This window comes from Pectobacterium quasiaquaticum (genome assembly GCF_014946775.2).
GTDB classification, from domain to species: Bacteria; Pseudomonadota; Gammaproteobacteria; order Enterobacterales; family Enterobacteriaceae; genus Pectobacterium; species Pectobacterium aquaticum.
Genome location: NZ_CP065177.1, coordinates 475,648 through 495,333 on the forward strand (window position 1 = coordinate 475,648; position 19,686 = coordinate 495,333).

Sequence of the window (19,686 nt, forward strand, 5' to 3'; positions counted from 1 at the left end):
AATCTTAAAGACAACCGCGGGGGCAACGGCTAGAATGTGACACTCCGTAATACTTCCCGCCGTTGCGTTAACATAACCTGTGTTAATCTTAACGACGTAACGAACCTGTTTTAGTGACTAATAAGCAGGTTCTGATACAACAGCTCAAACGCAGTGTGTTGTAATACAGTTTTAGCTAAGAAGGCAGCCAAAAATGAGTATAAATGGCGCATTAGCGAAGAAACTATCGATTTTCCTGCAAAAAGACAAGTTTTCACAGGCGTAATTAAGCGTGATCATCATTCGATATCTGGTACGGGAAACCTTTAAGAGTCAACTGGCCATCCTTTTCATTCTGTTGCTGATTTTCTTTTGCCAGAAATTAGTACGGATACTGGGCGCCGCTGTTGATGGTGAAATCCCGACAAATTTGGTTATCTCCCTGTTGGGATTGGGCGTGCCAGAAATGGTGCAGCTCATCCTGCCATTAAGTCTGTTTCTTGGCGTATTGATGACGTTTGGCCGCCTCTATGCGGAAAGCGAGATCACCGTCATGCACGCCTGCGGGTTGGGCAAACGCGTGTTGCTGAAAGCCGCGCTGGTCCTGGCGGTGTTCACTGCCATCGTCGCAACCATTAACGTCATGTGGCTCAGCCCATGGTCGTCCCGTCATCAGGAAGAAGTGCTGGCGGAAGCGAAGGCGAACCCCAGTATGGCGGCATTGGTAGAAGGGCAGTTTCAGTCCGCACAGGGCGGCAACGCGGTGCTGTTTGTCGGCAATGTCAAAGGATCGGAGTTTGAGCACGTCTTTCTGGCACAGTTGCGCCCCAGTGGTAACGCACGGCCTTCTGTCGTCGTGGCCGATCGCGGTCATATCAAGCAAAACGAAGACGGCGTGCAGGTCGTGACCTTGGATAACGGTTCGCGTTACGAAGGTACGGCGCTGCTGCGTGATTTTCGTATCACGGATTTCACCAACTATCAGGCTGTGATTGGTCACCAGAGCGTGACGCTCAATAATAGCGACGTGCAACAAATGGATATGCAGACTCTGTGGTATTCGGATGCGCACGATGCGCGCGCAGAGTTCCACTGGCGGCTGACGTTGATTGTTTCGGTGCTGATCATGGCGCTGATGGTGGTGCCGCTGAGTGTAGTGAACCCCCGTCAGGGCAGGGTATTGAGCATGCTGCCTGCGATGCTGCTGTATCTGATTTTCTTCCTGCTGCAAAGCTCGCTGCGTTCTAACGCCAGTAAAGGCAAAATCGATCCGATGGTCTGGGTCTGGCTGACCAACCTGACGTACTTCGGTATTGCTGTGATGCTTAACCTATGGGATACCGTGCCGATGCGCAAAGTGCGCGCCCGCTTTAAGCCTCGTACGCTTAGAACACAAGGAGCGGCCTGATGTTTGGTGTATTAGACCGCTATATCGGCAAAACGATTTTCACCACCATCATGACGACACTATTCATGCTGGTGTCGCTTTCCGGCATCATCAAGTTTGTCGACCAACTGCGTAAAGTTGGCCAGGGCGAGTATTCGGCGCTGGGCGCTGGGCTGTACACGCTGCTCAGCGTACCTAAAGATATTGAGATCTTCTTCCCAATGGCGGCGCTGCTCGGCGCATTGCTCGGGCTGGGTCAGCTTGCGACCCGCAGCGAACTGGTGGTGATGCAGGCTTCTGGCTTTACCCGCTTGCAGATTGCGACGGCCGTGATGAAAACCGCGATCCCGCTGGTGTTGCTGACGATGGCGATTGGCGAATGGGTTTCTCCGCAAGGGGAACAGATGGCGCGTAACTACCGCTCTCAGATGATTTCCGGTGGGTCGATGATCTCTACGCAGGGCGGACTGTGGGCAAAAGACGGCAATGACTTTATCTATATCGAACGAGTGACGGGCGATAAAGAACTGTCTGGCGTCAACATCTACCACTTCGACGATAAGAACAAGCTGCTATCTGTGCGCTATGCGGCCTCTGCCGAGTTTGAAGATGACAGGAATGTCTGGAAGCTCTCGCAGGTTGATGAATCTGATTTGAGCGACGGTAAACAGATTGGCGGCAGCCAGACGTTCAGCGGAGAATGGAAAACTAACCTGACGCCGGATAAGCTCGGCGTGGTGGCGCTGGAGCCGGATGCACTGTCGATCAGTGGGTTACATGATTACGCCAAGTATCTGAAACAAAGTGGGCAAGAGTCGAACCGCTACCAACTGAACATGTGGAGCAAAATTTTTGCACCGGTCTCAGTGGCGGTGATGATGCTCATGGCGGTCTCTTTCATCTTCGGCCCGCTGCGCAGCGTGTCGGCGGGTTCACGTATAGTTATAGGTATCAGCTTCGGCTTCCTCTTCTACCTGCTGAATGAGATTTTCCGCCCACTCAGTCTGGTCTATGGTATCCCGCCGATTCTGGGCGCTATCTTGCCGAGCTCTGTGTTTCTGTTCATTAGCGTCGCGCTGCTACTGAAACGCCGGTAGCACTCAATAAATCAGAGAAAGCGCCGAGTGTGTTACCCCTTGGCGCTTTTTTATTTGGCTGTGACAACGTGCTCTCTGCAACGTCCATTACCGTACCCTATTAAGGCGAAACGGGCTTAACACGTTGCTAAAGATGATTTTTTCAGCACTTAACCAAACATGGAGTGGATTAACGTTGCGTGAGAGCCGTCAAACGGTATAATGCATCCGTTTTCCGCATACTACTTCTGTGCCGAAGTGGCGAAATCGGTAGACGCAGTTGATTCAAAATCAACCGCCGCAAGGTGTGCCGGTTCGAGTCCGGCCTTCGGCACCATAGTATGAAAATTAAGTCACCTCAGGGTGGCTTTTTTTGTGTCCGCAATCGTCCAGTAATGTCCATATCTATTTGTAAAATAACGATTTTAATTTCATTTCTCTCGCTGCGATTTTGTCTGTTTTATCCACAGTGGTCTTTTTTCGTCCATTGACATCCAGATGATTTGGGGGTCAAGATAAGGGTCAATTCACTTCGATTATGAGTTGACCCCCAAATTATGGCACTAACCGACGTTGTTGCCCGTACCGACAAGCCTCGCGAGAAAGCCTACAAACTCGCGGACGCGCACGGCCTGTATCTTTTGGTTAGTCCTAACGGCTCTAAGCGCTGGTATCTCAAGTACCGCTTTGAAGGTAAGGAAAGCCGGATTGCGTTCGGTGCCTATCCGCTAGTTTCGCTGGCAAAGGCCAGAGAGAAGCGTGATGGGGGCGATAGCCGCGCCCAAGGCCACCCATCGGCCAGCCCTGAAACTGAATAAACTGCCTGATTTTCTGGCAAGGATAGAACGCCACAAAGGGCGGGCGTTAACCAGACTGGCGTTAAAACTCACGCTGTGCGTTTTTATCCGCTCCAGTGAGCTACGCTTTGCCCGCTGGCCGGAAATCGATTTTAAACGTGCTATGTGGACGATACCGGCTGAACGTGAAGCCATTCTTTGCGTGAAGCACTCGCAGCGCGGTGCAAAGATGCGCTCTGAACATCTGGTGCCATTATCCCGACAGGCTTTAGCGCTGCTGGAAGAGATTAAGTCCATCAGCGGTGCTCATGAACTGATTTTCCCCAGCGATCGTCTGCCAACCAAACCGATGAGTGAAAACACTGTCAACAACGCATTACGACCCATGGGCTATGACACCACTACCGAAGTGTGCGGACACGGCTTTCGCACCATGGCCTGTAGCGCACTGGTGGAGTCCGGCCAGTGGTCGCGGGATGCGGTAGAGCGCCAGATGAGTCATCAGGAACGCAACGGCGTCCGTGCTGCCTACATCCACAAAGCGGAGCATCTGGATGAGCGCAGGCTAATGCTGCAATGGTGGGCGGATTATCTGGATGCCAATCGGGATGAGTATGTGGTGCCGTATGAGTTTAAAAATATTTGATTCATTAGAGATCTGGCGATGAAAGAAACGAAAAAACCAGCGGTAGCGCTCACTTCTCTGATTGAGGAGGCAGAACAGCGTCATCAGAGGGTCTTACAGGGACTTGCCGATGTTGATGCAGGGCGTGTTGTTAATCAATTTGATATGCAGGCGTTTATCGCCAGACTGAAGCAAGTATAATCAATAGAAATACAGGGCGTATCCTGTATCTAAAGCCTATGCATTAAGCTCCGCGCCAGCCCCTTTTTGCGGAGGGGCTGGCGCTCATTGTTCTTATGTGGATGATTTTTCTGATTCTCTTAATACCTAGATATCATTTCCGCCAGATCGTCTTCTACCATGTAGAAATAGCAAGCGGCACCTGTAGCACCAATGCTAATCGGCAAGCCAGTGCAAAATCCGGCTTATAAATACCGCGTGAATCTTAACCCAGTGACAGTTTAAGCTGCATCCCGCAAGCAGCGGCATACCGTTGTAAGGTTGAGATACTCGCACTGGAAACATTTCTCTCAAGGCGGCTCACCGCAGGTTGGCTTACACCCATGCGAGCGGCGATCTCTGTACTTGTCAGACCTGACTTGGACTTCATTTCGATCAGAACCGCGCGAAGCGCTTCTTCTTGAGTTTCGTCCTCATACGCTTTTTTAACTTCAGGATTGGAAAGCGCTTTCGCTTTAACTTCAGAGAAGTTGATACCTTTAACTGCCATCTTTCAATTCCTCCCATCTTGACTTTGCCAGTGCTATTTCAGCTTTCGGGGTCTTAGGGGTTTTCTTTACGAATGTCCTTAAAATATAGATCTTACGTCCTTTTGCGTAAGCAAAAAACGTTCTGCTTATGTCTTTTCTACCAACCCGTAGCTCAAACAACCCACCTTCGATGATGTCCGTGTCGGGATATCTTAGCTCGGGCCCTTTAGCTTCAAGCTTTTCAAGCCCTTTAAGCGCTTTCGCCTGCATAACAGGTTCGAGGTCATAAATTTCGCTTGCAGCTTCGGGGTGAAAAATCAATTCATACATGTCAGTCCCCTTATTAATGGGGAATATAACTTATAAGTTATAATAACTCAAATGTTATATTTAGCGTGTATCGGCAAAGTAAACCATTAGCAAACCATCCCCCACCTTATTCCGTTGCGATAGCGGTGTAATCCGCTCCCCCTCAAAGGCGATCAGGCCATCTTTTTCCAGCTTGTCCAGCCAACGGGTAAACTTCTTGTTCACATCAAAGCCCATTGCCCGCATATCATCCCGCACTAATGAACGGGTGCAGTCTTCGCCGACGACATAAATCACCACACCCTGTGTCACCAGCTTGCCTGCCCACGGTTTGCCAGTGGCGATGTGGCATCCCCTCGATACCGCTGTAACCACACAGATAATCACAATCGCCATAAAAAAGAATCATATACCTAACATTGGATTGGACTTATGCTGAAACGCAGTGCCTACGTTGGGTGGCGTACAGAAGCTCAGGAATCTCTGAAACTATATTTTCAGCCGAGCACTATTCATACGAGGCCATTACTTTTAATTAACGGGAACTGGAGAGGGTGGGTGGAATTAATCGTGACACACGACATTATGGATAATGATCGGGAAGAACTTTTTGCGGGTCTTCGGAGCTATAACTACCGATTTATTAATCCTGCCTCCTTTGGGCAAATCGGTATTTTTCACCGAAATAGCGCCGGAGTGATGACGGGCGGGTTGATCGCCACGCGTAAAGGATTATGGCTGTGTATTGATTATTTATGGGTTGGGGAAGAATCCAGAGGCCTGAAGCTCGGTAGCGCGCTGGTGAAGGAAGCGGAACAGGAGGCGATGCGTCTTGGGTGCCGTCATGCGCTTGTGGATACCTTTAGTTTTCAGGCACTTCCTTTCTATGAAAAGCAAGGTTATCAGCTGCACATGTCTTTACCAGATTTTCCTGAGGAAGGCATGTTACGGCACTATCTAATAAAGAAAAATATGCAGTCTGCATGATAGTTATCCGCCCATTGACCAATGACAAAGTAGATAAGGCGTGGCCTTCTTTATAATCAGGCCCGTTTCTCTTCTCACTGGTGTGGACGCATGGCTTACCAACTCAACCTTAACTGGCCTGAATTCTTAGAAAAATACTGGCAAAAACAACCTATTGTATTGAAGAATGCTTTCCCGAATTTCGTCGATCCGATTACGCCGGATGAGCTGGCGGGTCTAGCGATGGAGCCGGAGGTCGATAGCCGTTTGGTCAGCCATAAAAATGGTCAGTGGCAGGCCAGCAACGGGCCGTTTGAGCATTTTGATAATCTGGGTGAAACCGGCTGGTCGCTGCTGGCTCAGGCAGTGAACCACTGGCATGCGCCGTCTGCTGAACTCGTGCGTCCGTTCCGCGTGTTGCCGGACTGGCGTTTGGACGATCTGATGATCTCCTTTTCCGTACCGGGCGGCGGCGTGGGCCCGCATATCGATCAGTATGATGTCTTCATCATTCAGGGGATGGGCAGCCGTCGTTGGCGTGTGGGTGACAAGTTGCCGATGCGTCAGTTTTGCCCGCATCCCGCGTTGCTGCATGTCGATCCTTTCCCACCGATTATTGATGAGGATCTTGAGCCGGGCGATATTCTCTATATTCCACCAGGCTTCCCGCACGATGGCTTCACGCATGAAACCGCACTCAACTACTCCGTGGGGTTCCGTGGACCGAACGGCAGAGACTTAATCAGCAGCTTTGCGGACTATGTGCTGGAGAACGATCTAGGCGGTGAGCACTATAGCGACCCTGATTTGACCTGTCGGGAGCATCCTGGCCGGGTTGAGGCGTATGAGTTTGACCGCCTGCGCGAGATGATGATCGACGTGATCAATCAGCCAGAAGCGTTGAAGCAGTGGTTCGGCCGCTTTGTGACGACGCCGCGCCACGAGCTGGATATCGCTCCGGCAGAACCGCCCTACAAGCCGGATGAGGTTGTGTGGGCGTTGATGGACGGCGGTGTACTGACGCGTCTAAGCGGGCTGCGCGTTCTTGAAGTGGGTGGTAGCTACTTCATTAACAGTGAACGGCTGGATACCGTTGATCCGAAAGCGGCGGATGCGCTGTGCCGTTATACCGTTCTCGGTAAAAAAGAGCTGGGTGCGGCGCTGAAAAATCCGGCATTTGTGGTTGAATTAACCGAGCTGGTTAATCAAGGATATTGGTTCTTTGACGAATAAGTGAACTATCTGTTAGGGAGATGTGAAATCAATCACTCGGAGAGATGTCATGCTCCCTTTACCTCAGTTACTGCGTTATTCAGTCCCTTTCGTGCTGAAAAATTTGCACGCTGACACGGCAAAACCGTAAGCGGCAGCTTAAGCCAACGCCGTGTCACGATTGCTGGAATAGTGTCAGTAGGGAATAAGCCACCGCAAATATTCAAGAGCAATCAGTACTCGCGTACTGCAAATAATGCGCAAGAAAAAGCCCGAAGTTTCCTTCGGGCTAGCGCGACGGAAAACGAAAATTAAACGGCTTCGTTTTCGTCGGTGTAGCGTTTGGCTTTGTAAGCCGGGTGCATCAGGTTCTGAATAGAGAAAATGTCGTCCAACTGTTCTTCGGTCAGCAGGCCGCGTTCCAGTACCACTTCACGCACGCTCTTACCAGTTTCGGCACAGATTTTCCCGACGATATCGCCGTTGTGGTGGCCGATGAACGGGTTCAGGTAGGTCACGATACCGATAGAGTTGAAGACGTAAGCTTCACATACTTCTTTGTTAGCGGTGATGCCGTCAACGCATTTTTCCAGCAGGTTGTAGCAGGCGCTGGACAGAATCTGGATGGATTCGAACATCGCTTGGCCGATAACCGGTTCCATCACGTTCAACTGCAACTGACCCGCTTCTGCCGCCATGGTGACGCAGGTATCGTTGCCGATGACTTTGAAGCAGACCTGATTGACCACTTCTGGTACGACTGGGTTAACTTTGGCTGGCATGATGGACGAGCCAGCCTGCAGTTCCGGCAGGTTGATTTCGTTAAGGCCAGTGCGCGGACCGGAAGACAACAGGCGCAGGTCGTTACAGATCTTCGACATTTTAACCGCGACGCGTTTCAGGGCGCTGTGCATCATCACGTAAGCGCCACAGTCGGAGGTCGCTTCGATCAGGTCTTCAGCCGGTACGCAAGGCAGACCGCTGACTTTTGCCAGATGTTGAACGGCCAGCTTTTGGTACTCGTCTGGCGTGTTCAGGCGCGTACCGATGGCGGTTGCGCCCAGGTTCACTTCCAGCAGCAGTTCGGCGGTGCGCAGCAGGTTGCGGTTTTCTTCTTTCAGCAGCACGTTGAACGCGTGGAATTCCTGACCGAGGGTCATCGGCACGGCGTCCTGCAACTGGGTACGGCCCATTTTCAGGATGTTTTCGAACTCTTTCGCTTTGCGCTCAAAGCCATCGCTCAACTGGGTAATCGCTTCGACCAGTTTCAGAATAGAGGTGTACACCGCGATACGGAAGCCAGTCGGATAGGCATCGTTGGTAGACTGGCATTTGTTCAGATGGTCGTTCGGGTTCAGGTATTGGTATTCACCTTTCTGGTGACCCATCAGTTCCAGACCGATATTCGCCAGCACTTCGTTGGTGTTCATGTTGACTGACGTACCCGCACCGCCCTGATAGACATCGACAGGGAATTGGTCAAGGCATTTACCGTTATTCAGCACTTCATCACAGGCTTGCAGAATGGTATCGGCAATTTTACGTGGGATGGTTTGCAGTTCTTTGTTCGCCAGCGCGGCTGCTTTTTTTACCATCACCATAGCGCGAACAAATTCTGGAATATCGCTAATGGTGCTATTGCTGATATAAAAGTTCTCAATCGCACGCAGCGTATGGATACCATAATAGGCATCAGCAGGGACTTCACGGGTACCTAACAGGTCTTCTTCAATACGGATATTCATTGACATGGTTCTTCTTCCTTTTTCTTGTTCGATGTACATAGCATCGTTTTCAATATTAAGACTATGATTTTTTAGGGTTTGTCTTTCCTGTTTTTTGATTTTCAGGTAATACGAACCCATCACGATTTGTATAAAATCATGACTAAAAAGCGTTCTCGGGGAGACGAACATTGAATTAGCATCGTTAAATGACTAGTGGTGGATATATTCCCCCATTATTTTTCTCCCCATCGTTAATAGGTTATTCCGTATTATCCGGGTTAATCTCAACCAACTTTTCTATTCCGCGGTTCAGCGTTTTCAATTTCGGAATAAATACGGTTTTGATAATGTCATGCGTGACATCGCACGCTTCTTCAAAGAATGCGCTGTATTCATCACGGTGCCCAACAATATAAAGCGAGCGCTTGATATTCACAGGTTCCGGCATATGCGTCAGCACCTCGCGAGAATGTGCAACGGATTGCAGGAAACTGAGCGGAGTGGTTACCGCCCAACCGATACCTGCCGCCACCATCGAGGTTAAGGTATCCGCATTATCAAATTCGAGCATGTTTGGTACGCGGACATCAATGCGGCGCAGGTAGCGCTCAATCTGCATCCCAATCTGCGAGTTCCGGTTAAAACGCACCAGCGGCAGTGCGGCGGAAAGCTCGCGGATGTCCTCGACCGTTTTGATGCGTTTGCGGTAATCCGGCGGCGTGATAATGAAATAGCCTTCGGAAAACAACTGATGACGCACCACGCTATCGCTGTCGATCAACGGGTCGCTGGTGACGATCAAATCCAGCTCGCGTCGCATTAACGCTTCACCCTGCTGCGGGCTGAGCCCGGTACGAATCAGCAACTGCGATGAGCTCTTCATCAAACTCTTGGTAAACACCGAACCGCAGGTGATAGCAAACGAATCCACCAGGCCGATACGCAAGTCAGGTTTAATCCCTTTTCCTGCTTCCAGCACCTGCGCCTTCAGGTTCGCGATCTCCTCCGTCAGGATTTCTCCTCGGTTTTTCAACGCAATGCCGTAAGGCGTCAGGACAAAGGGGCGACGAGCCCGGTTTACCAATTTGACGCCGAAATCTTCTTCCAATAACCGGATCGTTTGCGAAATGGCAGAGGGCGTCAGGCCTAACCGCGTGGCGGCTGCCGTCATGCTTCCTGCTTCCGCCATCGTCACAAAAACATAGACGGCGTACATATCGATCGATTTATTGGCGGACACTGTGCGTTTAACCATGTGAGTTTGCCTACGCTGCAAGGTGAATGTCGTCGAAATATGAAGCGTTAGTCTATCTCATCTCGCTGACTACGACCTCGCTAACTGAGGTCAGAATAGTCGGCTAACTTCAGAAAAAATACAGGTTGCATCACTGATTCATTTTTTCTTATTTCTAGCTTTAGCGGATCTGAAGATAAAATGAATGACACGGTGTGGCTGCTAGAGCACCGATTGTATTCTTCCCCTTTTTAGTGTTGTTTTTATACATAAATACAGGGGATTGCGGATTTTGCTGTTATCAGGCGTAAAAAATTATGCTGAGGAGATAGCTTGCTTAGGATGAGCCGCAGGACGCGGCGAAAGCTTGCGCCACGTCGGACAAAAACGTCAGAGACGTTTTTGAACAGCACTCGTGCTGGCCCGAAGGGCGAGCCCCATTTATGGGGCGAGTAAACGTGCCGCAAGCGGTCCGCTAAGTCAGATACCGACGAAGGTACCGCGTCAGCGGCATAATTTCCGCCGAAAGCCTGGGGTCACGGGGCGAGCGGCGTGTGAGCCGTCCCGTGTCGGGCGCGTGCTACGAAGTCGCATGAAAATGACGTCATTATCGCGCACGAAACTACCTCAACGGCAGCATAAAAATGTGGCTAAGACCAACCTAAGTAGTCATAAGGTATTGTTTTTACTGTGTTGTAAGAAGCTCGTCGCTCACTGGCGTTACTGTTCGCACATGGCGTTCCGCCTGTTCGCACATTTCCAGCAGTGCCGGAATCAGGTGTGCGGTGGCGTTGAGGCACGCGCCGAGCTGGCTGAGGCTTTCTTGCGGCAGTTCAACGTCATTTTGTAGCGTGTCGCCGAGGTAATGCAGGCCGTGGCACAGGCCTTCGACCGATTCGGCGGCAATTGCGCCGAGGTCGCAGAGCTGAACGTCATCTAACTGCGCGAAAGGCAGGCTGGCGATCAGGTCGCGGAAAATAGTAATGGTGCTGTCAGCGGGTGTGGCGTGAGTGTCCGTCATGGTCATTTTTTCCTTGAGATAATTAAGTCCGCCACCACACAAGGTTCCAAACTTGGGGGGTGACACAGACAGGATTGGAACCCCGGCTCTCAAGAAGACCGGTCAACCTTGCGGTTGCCCTGCCTGCGTCACCGTAAAGAGTGTGCACGCAGCCTCTGAAAAAACAAAGCGTTTTTCAGTCTTGAGAGGTTCGGGGTTCCAAGCCCGGCTGCGGATGTTGCCGCAGCACAGAGACTGTATTCCAACGGCGGAAAACGTGGAATAGGGTGGATGGATTTACAGTGGAATTACAGCAGGTTTTGGAATGGAGCTCGCAGAAACAGGCTTGAAAGCCTCCGCTGGCAAACCGCGATACACGGGGCGACCACAGGGGTGAGGCCTCCCTACGGGAACCTCCCCCTGTGTTTCCCCTAAAATGAGGCGACTACGCTGCCTGTGGGGGCGGAAAAGTTTTCTGTTTATCGAGCGGTATCTTATGGAACCCATCAGCTCAACACATGATAGCGATAAAGCATTTTTTCAAGGTCCTGTTTCATGCTGACAAAAAGCAGGATCTCTATGACGCCATGCTCTTCATCAACATCATATAAACAGCGAAAATCATCTTCTATCGAGAGGCGCTCGCGGAGTGCGATTCCCTTATCGGATAATATTGCATTATGCCTGTAGCGGGCAGGATCTTGAGAAATGGCCTGTATGGATGATAAGAACAGGGATTCAGACCACGTAGCGGCCTGCGCAATACCGATATAGTGAGATTTATAAGACTCTGCGTCCTGCAAAGACCAGACAGCCGCGGGAGCGACTTTAATGGTGTACGAATTGGCCAAATTGGCTCCTTATTTACGTTCGCGCTTCACGTAATTTTTGTAGGGCTTCCTCGGCGGACATTCCCTGACCGTCTTTAATTTCTTTTTTGGCCGTCATCACCAGTTTCAAGAGTGCGTTAGATTGCCTTTCTCTTTCTCTTTCAAGCAGTTCTGCTTCCCGCTCTGCCGCTGTTTGCACAAAGAGTTCTGCGGAACCATTTTTCGTTACATAAACGCCCCCCTGGAACAGTTCAGGGTTGCCAAGGCCTTCACGGGCCGACTTCTGAGACATTGTGGTTTTCATATCATCTGCCTTAATTAAACCAATTGCTTATGTTGAATATGGCTATAAGCGGTAGATTTCTGCTATGTGGCGATAGCGAGTAATTTTCATCTTGCTGTTGCCTTGAGAATAACAGAGTAATGATATCGTAGCCTACACGTTAAGGTATAAATTTATGATGAATTTATACCCGTCTCACCCCCTCCCAGTTCAGTCCAAAACGTGCCAGATACTTCCGTAGTCGGTCAGCATCGTTGGGCTTTTGTTTGGTTCATCGCGCTTTAGCGGGGACGCTGCTTTTATCTTCAGGAAGAAGTAGTCGTTATCCCGGTATCCATATGCCATGCGTTTGATTACCTTGATTTTATTATTCATCCCCTCCAGTACACTGGTGTTCAGGTGATGCGTCGCGCTGGCTATAATCCCGCCTACATACCCTTTCAGCCTGTCGGCGAACTGTTTCAGCGCCTTTATGCCGCTTTCCTGTGATTGCCTGTACCATTCATTCCACCGTTGCCTTGCCTCCTGTTCATCCGGGGCGTACCACAGCTCTTTCAGCGCCGTTTTCATCACATACACCGTATTTAGCGGCTGGTTGGCTTCCAGTAACTCTGACAGCTTCACCTCATGCCCATCCGGCAGATTTTCCGCATTACGCAACAACAACCAGCGACTGCGTTTGATGACCTGCCTGGCTTTCGGGTTATCACGCAACTGATTCGCCTAGTCGACCCTCACTCTGTCGATGACTTCGCGGCCAAACTTCGCCACCACATGGAACAGGTCATACACTACCTTAGCCCGAGGGCAGTGCTCCCTGACTTCAAGGTCAAAAGCGGTATTCATGTCCATGGCAACCGAGTCGATACTGGCGCATCCCTCCGGCCCCAGCCAGATGAAGGAGGGACGCAAGGCGGCTCTGCTGCGGCCTTCCCCCACCCACAGGACCTGTTGCGTATCCGCATCCGCCACGACAGTCGCGTAACGGTGTCCCTTAAACAGGGCGAATTCGTCCATCATGAGACGACGAAGTGTATGTCGTTCTGGCTCCGTGACTTCCCGTTGCATACGCCGGTAATCGATATTTTTAACGGTATGCCAGTGCAGCCCAGTCAGTCTGGCTACGTGCTTAATCGGCAGCAGACGAGCCAGTGACTCAACCCATGTCGCTAAGGCAGCGGTGTAGCGCTGACGTTCGGGCAGCCAGTCGATTTTTTCGGTAGTGATGCCACAGGACGGACAGCGTAAACGACGAACAGGAATATCCAGCCAGACCTGCCAGTCAAGCAACTCGCGCTCCCTGACACGGCGCAGGGTCGTATCGTGTATCGCGCAGACATGCTGGTTACAGCGTCGACAGCAGGCAGGTGGTGAAGGGAGAGGCTCAAGACGGATGAGCAGAGTATGAAAGGCAATTACAGTGCAGGAGGAGACACCGAATCCTTTCCAGAAAAGCGAAGTCAGGTTAGCATTCATGGTAGCGGCAGTTTTGAAGGTTCAGGGTGTTTTTTGGCGAAGACAAACCTAAACGTTCTGACTGCCGTTTTCTATTCGTTCACGCTAAAGCGCGATGAACCAAAAATATGCTCACGATGGTATGCCATCTGTAACAGGTTGGACGGGGTAGGTGGCTGGCAGGTTTATTTGTTTGCCTTCGTACTGGGCGAAATTAACGTTGCTGATAAGCGACAGCGCTCTCCGTTGCAGGCGCTGTCGTGATGTTTTCTGTGGGGCAGGTCTCTTTTTGCTCTACCTGGCTAACAGCGCTTGTCGCAAAGTCTGCTGCGGTGCGCTGTCCTCAACCTTGAAGCGGCTGACCAGCGATTCCATTTCAATTGCCTGTTCATCCAGTAACTGGCTGGCAACGGAAGCCTGAGAAACCAGCGTCGCATTCTGCTGCGTGACCATCTCTAACTGGCTGAGTGCTTCGTTAATTTGCGCGATGCCCAGCGATTGCTCATCGGTGGCGACCGCGATTTCATTTACCAAATCGCGCACTTTACGGGTGCCAGTGACAATATCGTTAATCCCCCGATTCGATTGGTTCACCAGCTTCGTCCCTTCGCTGACGCTGGCAATACTGTCAGCGATGAGCGCGCGGATTTTGCCTGCTTCGTCTGCACTGCGCTGCGATAGCTGACGAACCTCTGCTGCGACGACAGAAAACCCGCGGCCATGCTGCCCCGCTCGTGCGGCCTCAACCGCCGCGTTTAGCGCCAGCAGGTTGGTCTGAAAGGCAATGGCATCAATGGCGGAAACCACTGCATTCACGCGTTGGCTAGCATCCTGAATTTTTTCCATCGCGCCGCTGGCGGATTCGGTAATGGTTCCGACGCGGTGGGCCTGATCGTCCACCTCTGTCGTCAACTGGCGTGCTTGTCCGGCAAAGTCGGCGGTTTGTTTTACCGTGGCGGTAATCTCTTCCATGCTGCTGGCGGTTTGTACCAGCGAAGCGGATTGCTCTTCGGTACGCTGCGCCAGATCCTGATTGCCATTGGCGATCTCGCTGCTGGCTTGTCCGATCGTCTGTGAGCTGCGTTTAATACTCACCACCATATTGGCGATGTTTTCCAGTGAGGCGTTATACGCCTGATTCAGTTGTGACAGTTCATCGGTTCCTGGCACGCGCAGGCGACGAGTAAGATCCCCACCCATCTCGCGAATGGTTGTCAGCGTTTGTTGAAGCTGCTCGTTGATACTGCGTATGATCATGAAAGCAAGGCCGAGCGCCATGAGTAGAGAAACCAGCACACCGGCCAGATAGCTAATCCACGACTGGCGGGCCTTGGCGGCTAAGGTATTCACCTGTGTCGTCAGGTCGTTGGTGGCAAGCTGTTCAACCTTTTTCAACTCATCGATTTTTGCCGTTTGTTGGTTAAACCACTGAGTAGCATCGATATCAAAATTACCGCCAGGAGAGGTGATGGCCTTGTTGCGCATCTGAAGTGCGCTTTGTGCAGAAGGATTGTTGAGGGCCTGTTCAAAAGCCCTGCGCAGCTCGGGATTGGCGAACATGTTATAGGCCGTGGTGTAGGCCTCTCCTTTGCCAACCATTTGGTTCAGGCGTTCAAACATGCTGGGAGCAAAGCTATTGGCAGAGAACGTGTTGGAAAGCACCGCGCGTTCAAGCCCGGCCTGCTCTTTGACGTTCAGCAGGTTGTAATAGGCTGCCAACCGCTGGGCAATACTGCCGTCGCTAACCATATGGGTCATATCCCCAACGATACTTAGAAGATTGCTGACCGAGTCGGAATAGTAGCCAATGGCTTGGGCGACGGGTATCGATATGCTATCGACACTGCGGCGATGTTCCCCAAGCTGATGTATTTTTTGGGTGACGCGATCGAGTTCTTCGCTGACGGCATCGCCAAGCTCCGCGCGGCTCAGGTTTGCGGCGGTTTGCTCAAGCACCTGCTGTGCCCGATCGGTGGCTTGCCGCTGCGTGGTAAGCTCCGGGCCAAAATTTTTCCCCTTACTGCCAAAATAGCCTGCGCTCAAGCCGCGCTCACGCTGTAATTGGTGAACGTACTCGCCTGCATCGCGCGCCAGTGTGATGAGTTTCTCCATACGGATCATTTCATTTTCTATGTTGCGGCGTTCCATCACGCCGGAAAAACTGAACCAGAGGAGGGCGAGGATGGGCGGGAGAAGGGCAAGAATGAACTTACTACGGATCGAGATGTGATGAAGTGATTTCATAGGTGTGCTCCATAGTCTGCAAGTAGTTCGTTCCTGACATGTGCAGTGTGCAAAAATAGACAAGGGTTTATTCTAGTTTCGGCCTAATAAGAGAATGGTTTAGCGCTGACGCCATGCTTCCCTTAAAAAAACCATGTCTATTTTGTGTACCACCCTGTCAATAATAATATATTGCTTATTATTTAATTGTTTATATCTTTTTTCTCTCTTTTTTTACAATAAGATCGTTAACTTATACCACATCTAAGGTGGTATTTGTTTTTGCTGCTGTATCGGTATTTTTACAGTTTAGATTACGGTGAACAGTATTGTGATGTTAATCAGTGAAATCAGGGTAAGAAAGACAGCGATCCTGAATGTATGGCGAGAAGGTTTCATCGGGGGGCCTGATTCGGCAGGCGGTGTCCGCACCATCGATTTCAGTGCTTCGGCGGCTTTATTAGTCCGAAACTCCTGCCAGAACCGCAGCAGGCCGCTCAGGTTCATCAAAGATGATGATCACACCAGCACGTGCGGCGTATTGTGCCGTTATAGGGGAGAGGCTTGGAAGGGCTTTTATCAGAAGCAATAGTGCTCAGAAATAGTACTCAGAAATAGGTGTCAGCCCCGCCGAGTCGCCAGCGGGGCTGATGAGCATTAATGAATTCTCAGCGTGTGATCTTGATTAACTTTGAAGAAACGAACGGCATCGCGCAACTGCGCACCCTGTTCGGTCATGGATTGTGCGGCCATGGCGGATTCTTCAACTAGCGCGGCGTTCTGCTGCGTGACGCGATCCATCTGTTCTACCGCCACACTGATCTCTTTGATGCCAATGTGCTGCTCGTTCGAAGCCTGCGAAATTTCTGCCACGATATCCGTCACCTTTTTCACCGACTGCACAATCTCCGACATCGCCTGACTGGCTTTATCTGCCCGTGCGGAGCCATCGGTGATTTTCTCGACGGTGCCTTCGATTAGTGTTTTGATCTCTTTGGCGGCGTTGGCGCTCTTCTGTGCCAGCGTCCGTACTTCACCAGCCACAACGGCAAAGCCTTTCCCTTCACTGCCCGCTCTGGCTGCTTCTACCGCTGCGTTCAGCGCAAGGATATTGGTCTGGAAGGCAATACCTTCAATTACGGCGATAATATCGACGATCTTCTGTGAACTGTCGGAGATTTCATGCATCCGTTTGAGCATGTCGTCTACGATAAGCCCACCCTGAGAAGCCGTTTCGGAGGTTTGCTGCGCCAACTGGCTGGCTTCTTTGGCGTTATCTGCGTTCTGTCGCACGGTATGCGTCAACTGCTGCATATTGGCCGAGGCCTGAATCAACGAGGCTGCTTGCTCTTCGGTACGCTGTGACAGGTCACTGTTGCCCTGAGCGATCTCGTTGGATGCCAGCGAGATGGATTCACTGCCGCTCATGATGGTATGCACTATGCTCATCAACTGCTGGTTCATGTAGTGGATTGAAGCAAGCAGGCTGCTGTTGTCCCCTTGGCGCAGGTGGATTTGCGCTGTCAGATTGCCGGAGGCAATCTCAGTCATGATTTCTTGTGCGTAATGTGGATCGCCGCCGAGTTGACGAGAAATATTACGTGAGATGATGGTCGCGATAGCAATGGTTGCCAGCAGCGCCAACACCAGCAGCCCCCAAACATAGTATTGTGAGGTGCGGTACGTGCTTTCCGCGCTGTCTACGATCGCTTTGGTTGTCGCGATTTCCATCTCGACGAGTTTCGCCAGATCTTTCATGAGTTGGCCGCGATACTTGCCAGAGCTTGCTCCACTTATTTTACTGGCTTCTTCCAAATCGCCCCGATTCACGATGTCAATCAGCGTGGCGTTGACGGAGTTGAAAGCAGAGAAGTTTTCGCCAATCACCTTAATCAGCGCTTTTTTATCCTCAGTGCTGGCAACGGTTTGGTAATTCTTAAACGCCGTCATGAAGGCATCAGCATTTTGCAGTAATTCTTTACGGTGGCCTTCGCGTTCCTCGGGGGTTTTTGAGTCAATATACTGTACTTGCTGCAAACGTGTTTCAGACAGTACACCGCGCATTTCCAGACTATATCGCACGCCGGGGAGGCTGCTGCTGCTTAATTCATCAATACGACTATTGTTAATACTAAGCTGTAAGAGTGAAACTACGCCTAATAGCAACATCATAACTATCAGGACGGAAAATCCGAGTAACAATTTGGAAAGCACTGTGAGTTGAGAGAATTTCATCGCTATTCTTATTGATTATAGAGAGAAGGTAGTAGTGATAACGGCAAAGAAAATAAGATCTTTATAATATGTAATTCGATAAAGAGAGGTTGGCGAATAAACAGGATTTAACAACAACAATGTTAATAATGGCGAGATTAAATCCTGTTAATTTTTAATATTTTAATAAATATTTTTATTTTTAATGTGAGAGGTGGATGTTTCACAAATAGGGAAAATAAAATGTGACCACCATCAATAATCGATAATTATTTATACCGTTAAAATAACGATCACAGGTAACAGAATTCATGAGTTAAATGACACATTATTTCTTTTTTATAGCTTCAACAGTAATGACGCAGCGGTAATGTTATTACCGCTACACGATGATGCTTGGTTCAGAGAATGCGTTAGTCCAGATAGAACACCGGTTCCAGTGCATCGCTAACTGGGCTGTTATCAGGGTTGGAGGGCATGACGTCGCTCATGTGTTTCCACCAGCGCTGGCAGACTTCCGTTTGTGCAATCGCTTCCCAGCGTGCTTCGGACTCGACCTCGACATAGCCGAACAGCAGATTGCGCTGCTTATCCAGAAAAATGCTGTAGTGGTGCGCCCCGTGGTTCTTGAGCACCTCAGCCAGTTCCGGCCAGATAGGATTGTGGCGACGCTGATATTCATCGTGGCTGTTAGGAAAAACTGACATCACAAAAGCCTTACGCAACATGGATGAATCCCCCGTAGTCATTGGCAGAAGGCCACGGCGGTGATGCCGTGGCGAGTTGAGGCTGACGGTAATTTTATGCTGAAAATAATTTATGCTTAAAGTCTGCTACACGCGCAGCGCAGCTTCCAGTGGCGTGACGCCGAAACGTTTACCCAGCGCGATCAGTTCTTCGGTTGAGATCGTCTGTTTCTTACCGCCCATCGATCTCACTTTCACCATCACTTCAGCGGATTTTTCTGCGGTATCGATCAGGCCGAAGGCGTCATCCAGCGTTGGGCCGGTGCCAAAGATGCCGTGGAAGGGCCACAGCACCAGCGAATGACGCTTCATTTGTTCGGAGGTGGCATCGCCAATGGCATCGGTGCCCGGCACCATCCACGGCACAATCCCCACGCCGTCTGGGAAAACGACCAGACATTCCGTGCTGCCTTCCCACAGTTCACGGGTGAACGTAGCGGTATCCAGCTCCAGCACATAGCTCAGGGCAATTAGATTGGTCGCGTGGCAGTGCATGATGACGCGGTCGCGTCCGTGAGTGACGCCCATACGCACAATGTGCGACTGGAAATGCGAAGCCAGTTCAGAAGTCGGCAGGCCGCCGTTGGTGAGCCCCCAGAAAATGCGGTAGCCTTTACCGTCGCTATCGACCTGCAACACCACCAGTGAATCGGCCGGATCCAACTGCACGTTGCGGAAAAATTTGCCGGAGCCGGTGACGATAAACCAGCAGTCAGCCAGCGCAGGCATCGGCTGTGAAAGGGCTTCATGACGCGGCTGCGGGTAGAAATCGCTTTCATAAGGCGTCACATCCTCAGCCGTCAGGCGCAGGCTGACGTTACCGCCGTTACGTTCGTCCCAGCCTTTGAGCCACATGTCGCTAGTGGCTTTAATCATTCCCTGTACAAACCAGGAAGAGAGAATTGCTTGCATA

16 protein-coding genes, 1 tRNA gene and 5 pseudogenes are annotated in these 19,686 nt (G+C 50.8%); 8 read left to right on the forward strand and 14 right to left on the reverse strand.

Features of this window, described 5'->3' with window-relative positions; genetic code table 11:
* The first annotated feature begins 271 nt into the window (after nucleotides 1–271).
* The 5 genes and pseudogenes from lptF to IG609_RS02245 all read left to right on the forward strand — a co-directional run.
* Nucleotides 272–1,387 carry an LPS export ABC transporter permease LptF gene (lptF, locus tag IG609_RS02225; protein ID WP_193397839.1) on the forward strand — a complete coding sequence of 372 codons (1,116 nt, stop codon included), beginning with the start codon at nucleotides 272–274 and terminating at the stop codon, nucleotides 1,385–1,387.
* Entirely contained in the window at nucleotides 1,387–2,463 is a 1,077-nt protein-coding gene (gene lptG / locus IG609_RS02230) for an LPS export ABC transporter permease LptG (RefSeq protein ID WP_193397840.1), read from the forward strand. The genes lptF and lptG overlap by 1 nt, the downstream gene beginning before the upstream one ends.
* A gap of 231 nt (nucleotides 2,464–2,694) precedes the next feature.
* Nucleotides 2,695–2,779 (forward strand) — tRNA-Leu (locus tag IG609_RS02235).
* A gap of 220 nt (nucleotides 2,780–2,999) precedes the next feature.
* Nucleotides 3,000–3,885, forward strand: a pseudogene (locus IG609_RS02240) (tyrosine-type recombinase/integrase).
* Nucleotides 3,886–3,930: 45 nt separating this feature from the next.
* Nucleotides 3,931–4,065 (forward strand): annotated as a pseudogene (locus IG609_RS02245) (CopG family transcriptional regulator); the annotation flags it as partial.
* A 244-nt stretch (nucleotides 4,066–4,309) separates the two neighbouring features.
* Here the strand turns inward: IG609_RS02245 and IG609_RS02250 are convergent.
* The 3 genes and pseudogenes from IG609_RS02250 to IG609_RS02260 form a co-directional block, all read right to left on the reverse strand.
* Nucleotides 4,310–4,594 (reverse strand): helix-turn-helix domain-containing protein, encoded by a 285-nt coding sequence (locus IG609_RS02250; protein ID WP_005971242.1) that lies wholly within the window; start codon nucleotides 4,592–4,594, stop codon nucleotides 4,310–4,312.
* Nucleotides 4,584–4,904 (reverse strand): type II toxin-antitoxin system RelE/ParE family toxin, encoded by a 321-nt coding sequence (locus tag IG609_RS02255; RefSeq protein WP_005971241.1) that lies wholly within the window; start codon nucleotides 4,902–4,904, stop codon nucleotides 4,584–4,586. The genes IG609_RS02250 and IG609_RS02255 overlap by 11 nt, the downstream gene beginning before the upstream one ends.
* Nucleotides 4,905–4,964: 60 nt before the next feature.
* A pseudogene (locus tag IG609_RS02260) lies at nucleotides 4,965–5,165 on the reverse strand (hypothetical protein); the annotation flags it as partial.
* 303 nt (nucleotides 5,166–5,468) lie between these two features.
* On the opposite strand from IG609_RS02260, the gene IG609_RS02265 reads away from it, so the two are divergent.
* The gene (locus tag IG609_RS02265) at nucleotides 5,469–5,870 is read left to right on the forward strand and encodes a GNAT family N-acetyltransferase (protein WP_226373328.1); all 402 of its coding nucleotides are present in this window, start codon (nucleotides 5,469–5,471) and stop codon (nucleotides 5,868–5,870) included.
* Nucleotides 5,871–5,960: 90 nt separating this feature from the next.
* A complete protein-coding gene (locus IG609_RS02270; RefSeq protein ID WP_193397843.1) occupies nucleotides 5,961–7,082 on the forward strand; it encodes a ribosomal protein uL16 3-hydroxylase in 1,122 nt (373 codons plus the stop codon).
* Nucleotides 7,083–7,372: 290 nt separating this feature from the next.
* On the opposite strand, the gene aspA is transcribed toward IG609_RS02270, so the two are convergent.
* From aspA to IG609_RS02300, 7 genes and pseudogenes are all read right to left on the reverse strand, one after another.
* On the reverse strand, nucleotides 7,373–8,812 hold the full coding sequence (gene aspA, locus IG609_RS02275) for an aspartate ammonia-lyase (RefSeq protein WP_193397844.1): 1,440 nt from the start codon (nucleotides 8,810–8,812) through the stop codon (nucleotides 7,373–7,375).
* Nucleotides 8,813–9,047: 235 nt separating this feature from the next.
* Nucleotides 9,048–10,043 carry a LysR family transcriptional regulator gene (locus IG609_RS02280; protein ID WP_039539586.1) on the reverse strand — a complete coding sequence of 332 codons (996 nt, stop codon included), beginning with the start codon at nucleotides 10,041–10,043 and terminating at the stop codon, nucleotides 9,048–9,050.
* A gap of 664 nt (nucleotides 10,044–10,707) precedes the next feature.
* Nucleotides 10,708–11,043, reverse strand: a complete 336-nt coding sequence (locus IG609_RS02285) for a hypothetical protein (RefSeq protein WP_193397845.1) — start codon at nucleotides 11,041–11,043, stop codon at nucleotides 10,708–10,710.
* A gap of 485 nt (nucleotides 11,044–11,528) precedes the next feature.
* Nucleotides 11,529–11,873: a type II toxin-antitoxin system RelE/ParE family toxin gene (locus IG609_RS02290; RefSeq protein WP_193397846.1), complete on the reverse strand. Its 345-nt coding sequence runs from the start codon at nucleotides 11,871–11,873 to the stop codon at nucleotides 11,529–11,531.
* A gap of 13 nt (nucleotides 11,874–11,886) precedes the next feature.
* A complete protein-coding gene (locus IG609_RS02295) occupies nucleotides 11,887–12,156 on the reverse strand; it encodes a hypothetical protein (RefSeq protein WP_193397847.1) in 270 nt (89 codons plus the stop codon).
* A 163-nt stretch (nucleotides 12,157–12,319) separates the two neighbouring features.
* Nucleotides 12,320–12,403, reverse strand: a pseudogene (locus tag IG609_RS20695) (hypothetical protein); the annotation flags it as partial.
* An 11-nt stretch (nucleotides 12,404–12,414) separates the two neighbouring features.
* Nucleotides 12,415–13,611 (reverse strand): annotated as a pseudogene (locus tag IG609_RS02300) (ISL3 family transposase); the annotation flags it as partial.
* Between IG609_RS02300 and IG609_RS02305 the strand changes: the two are divergent.
* Nucleotides 13,540–13,854 carry a hypothetical protein gene (locus IG609_RS02305; protein WP_193397894.1) on the forward strand — a complete coding sequence of 105 codons (315 nt, stop codon included), beginning with the start codon at nucleotides 13,540–13,542 and terminating at the stop codon, nucleotides 13,852–13,854. The pseudogene IG609_RS02300 and the gene IG609_RS02305 overlap by 72 nt on opposite strands.
* Before the next feature lie 30 nt (nucleotides 13,855–13,884).
* Here IG609_RS02305 and IG609_RS02310 read toward each other — a convergent pair whose 3' ends face one another.
* The 4 genes from IG609_RS02310 to rhaD all read right to left on the reverse strand — a co-directional run bounded on the left by IG609_RS02310 (nucleotide 13,885) and on the right by rhaD (nucleotide 19,685).
* A complete protein-coding gene (locus IG609_RS02310; protein ID WP_193397848.1) occupies nucleotides 13,885–15,834 on the reverse strand; it encodes a methyl-accepting chemotaxis protein in 1,950 nt (649 codons plus the stop codon).
* Between the two features lie 636 nt (nucleotides 15,835–16,470).
* Complete coding sequence (locus IG609_RS02315; protein ID WP_102117225.1) at nucleotides 16,471–18,048, reverse strand: methyl-accepting chemotaxis protein; 1,578 nt, start codon at nucleotides 18,046–18,048, stop codon at nucleotides 16,471–16,473.
* Between the two features lie 392 nt (nucleotides 18,049–18,440).
* Nucleotides 18,441–18,755 carry an L-rhamnose mutarotase gene (gene rhaM / locus IG609_RS02320; RefSeq protein ID WP_193397849.1) on the reverse strand — a complete coding sequence of 105 codons (315 nt, stop codon included), beginning with the start codon at nucleotides 18,753–18,755 and terminating at the stop codon, nucleotides 18,441–18,443.
* A gap of 105 nt (nucleotides 18,756–18,860) precedes the next feature.
* A complete protein-coding gene (gene rhaD, locus IG609_RS02325; protein WP_193397890.1) occupies nucleotides 18,861–19,685 on the reverse strand; it encodes a rhamnulose-1-phosphate aldolase in 825 nt (274 codons plus the stop codon).
* Nucleotide 19,686: the final 1 nt, after the last annotated feature.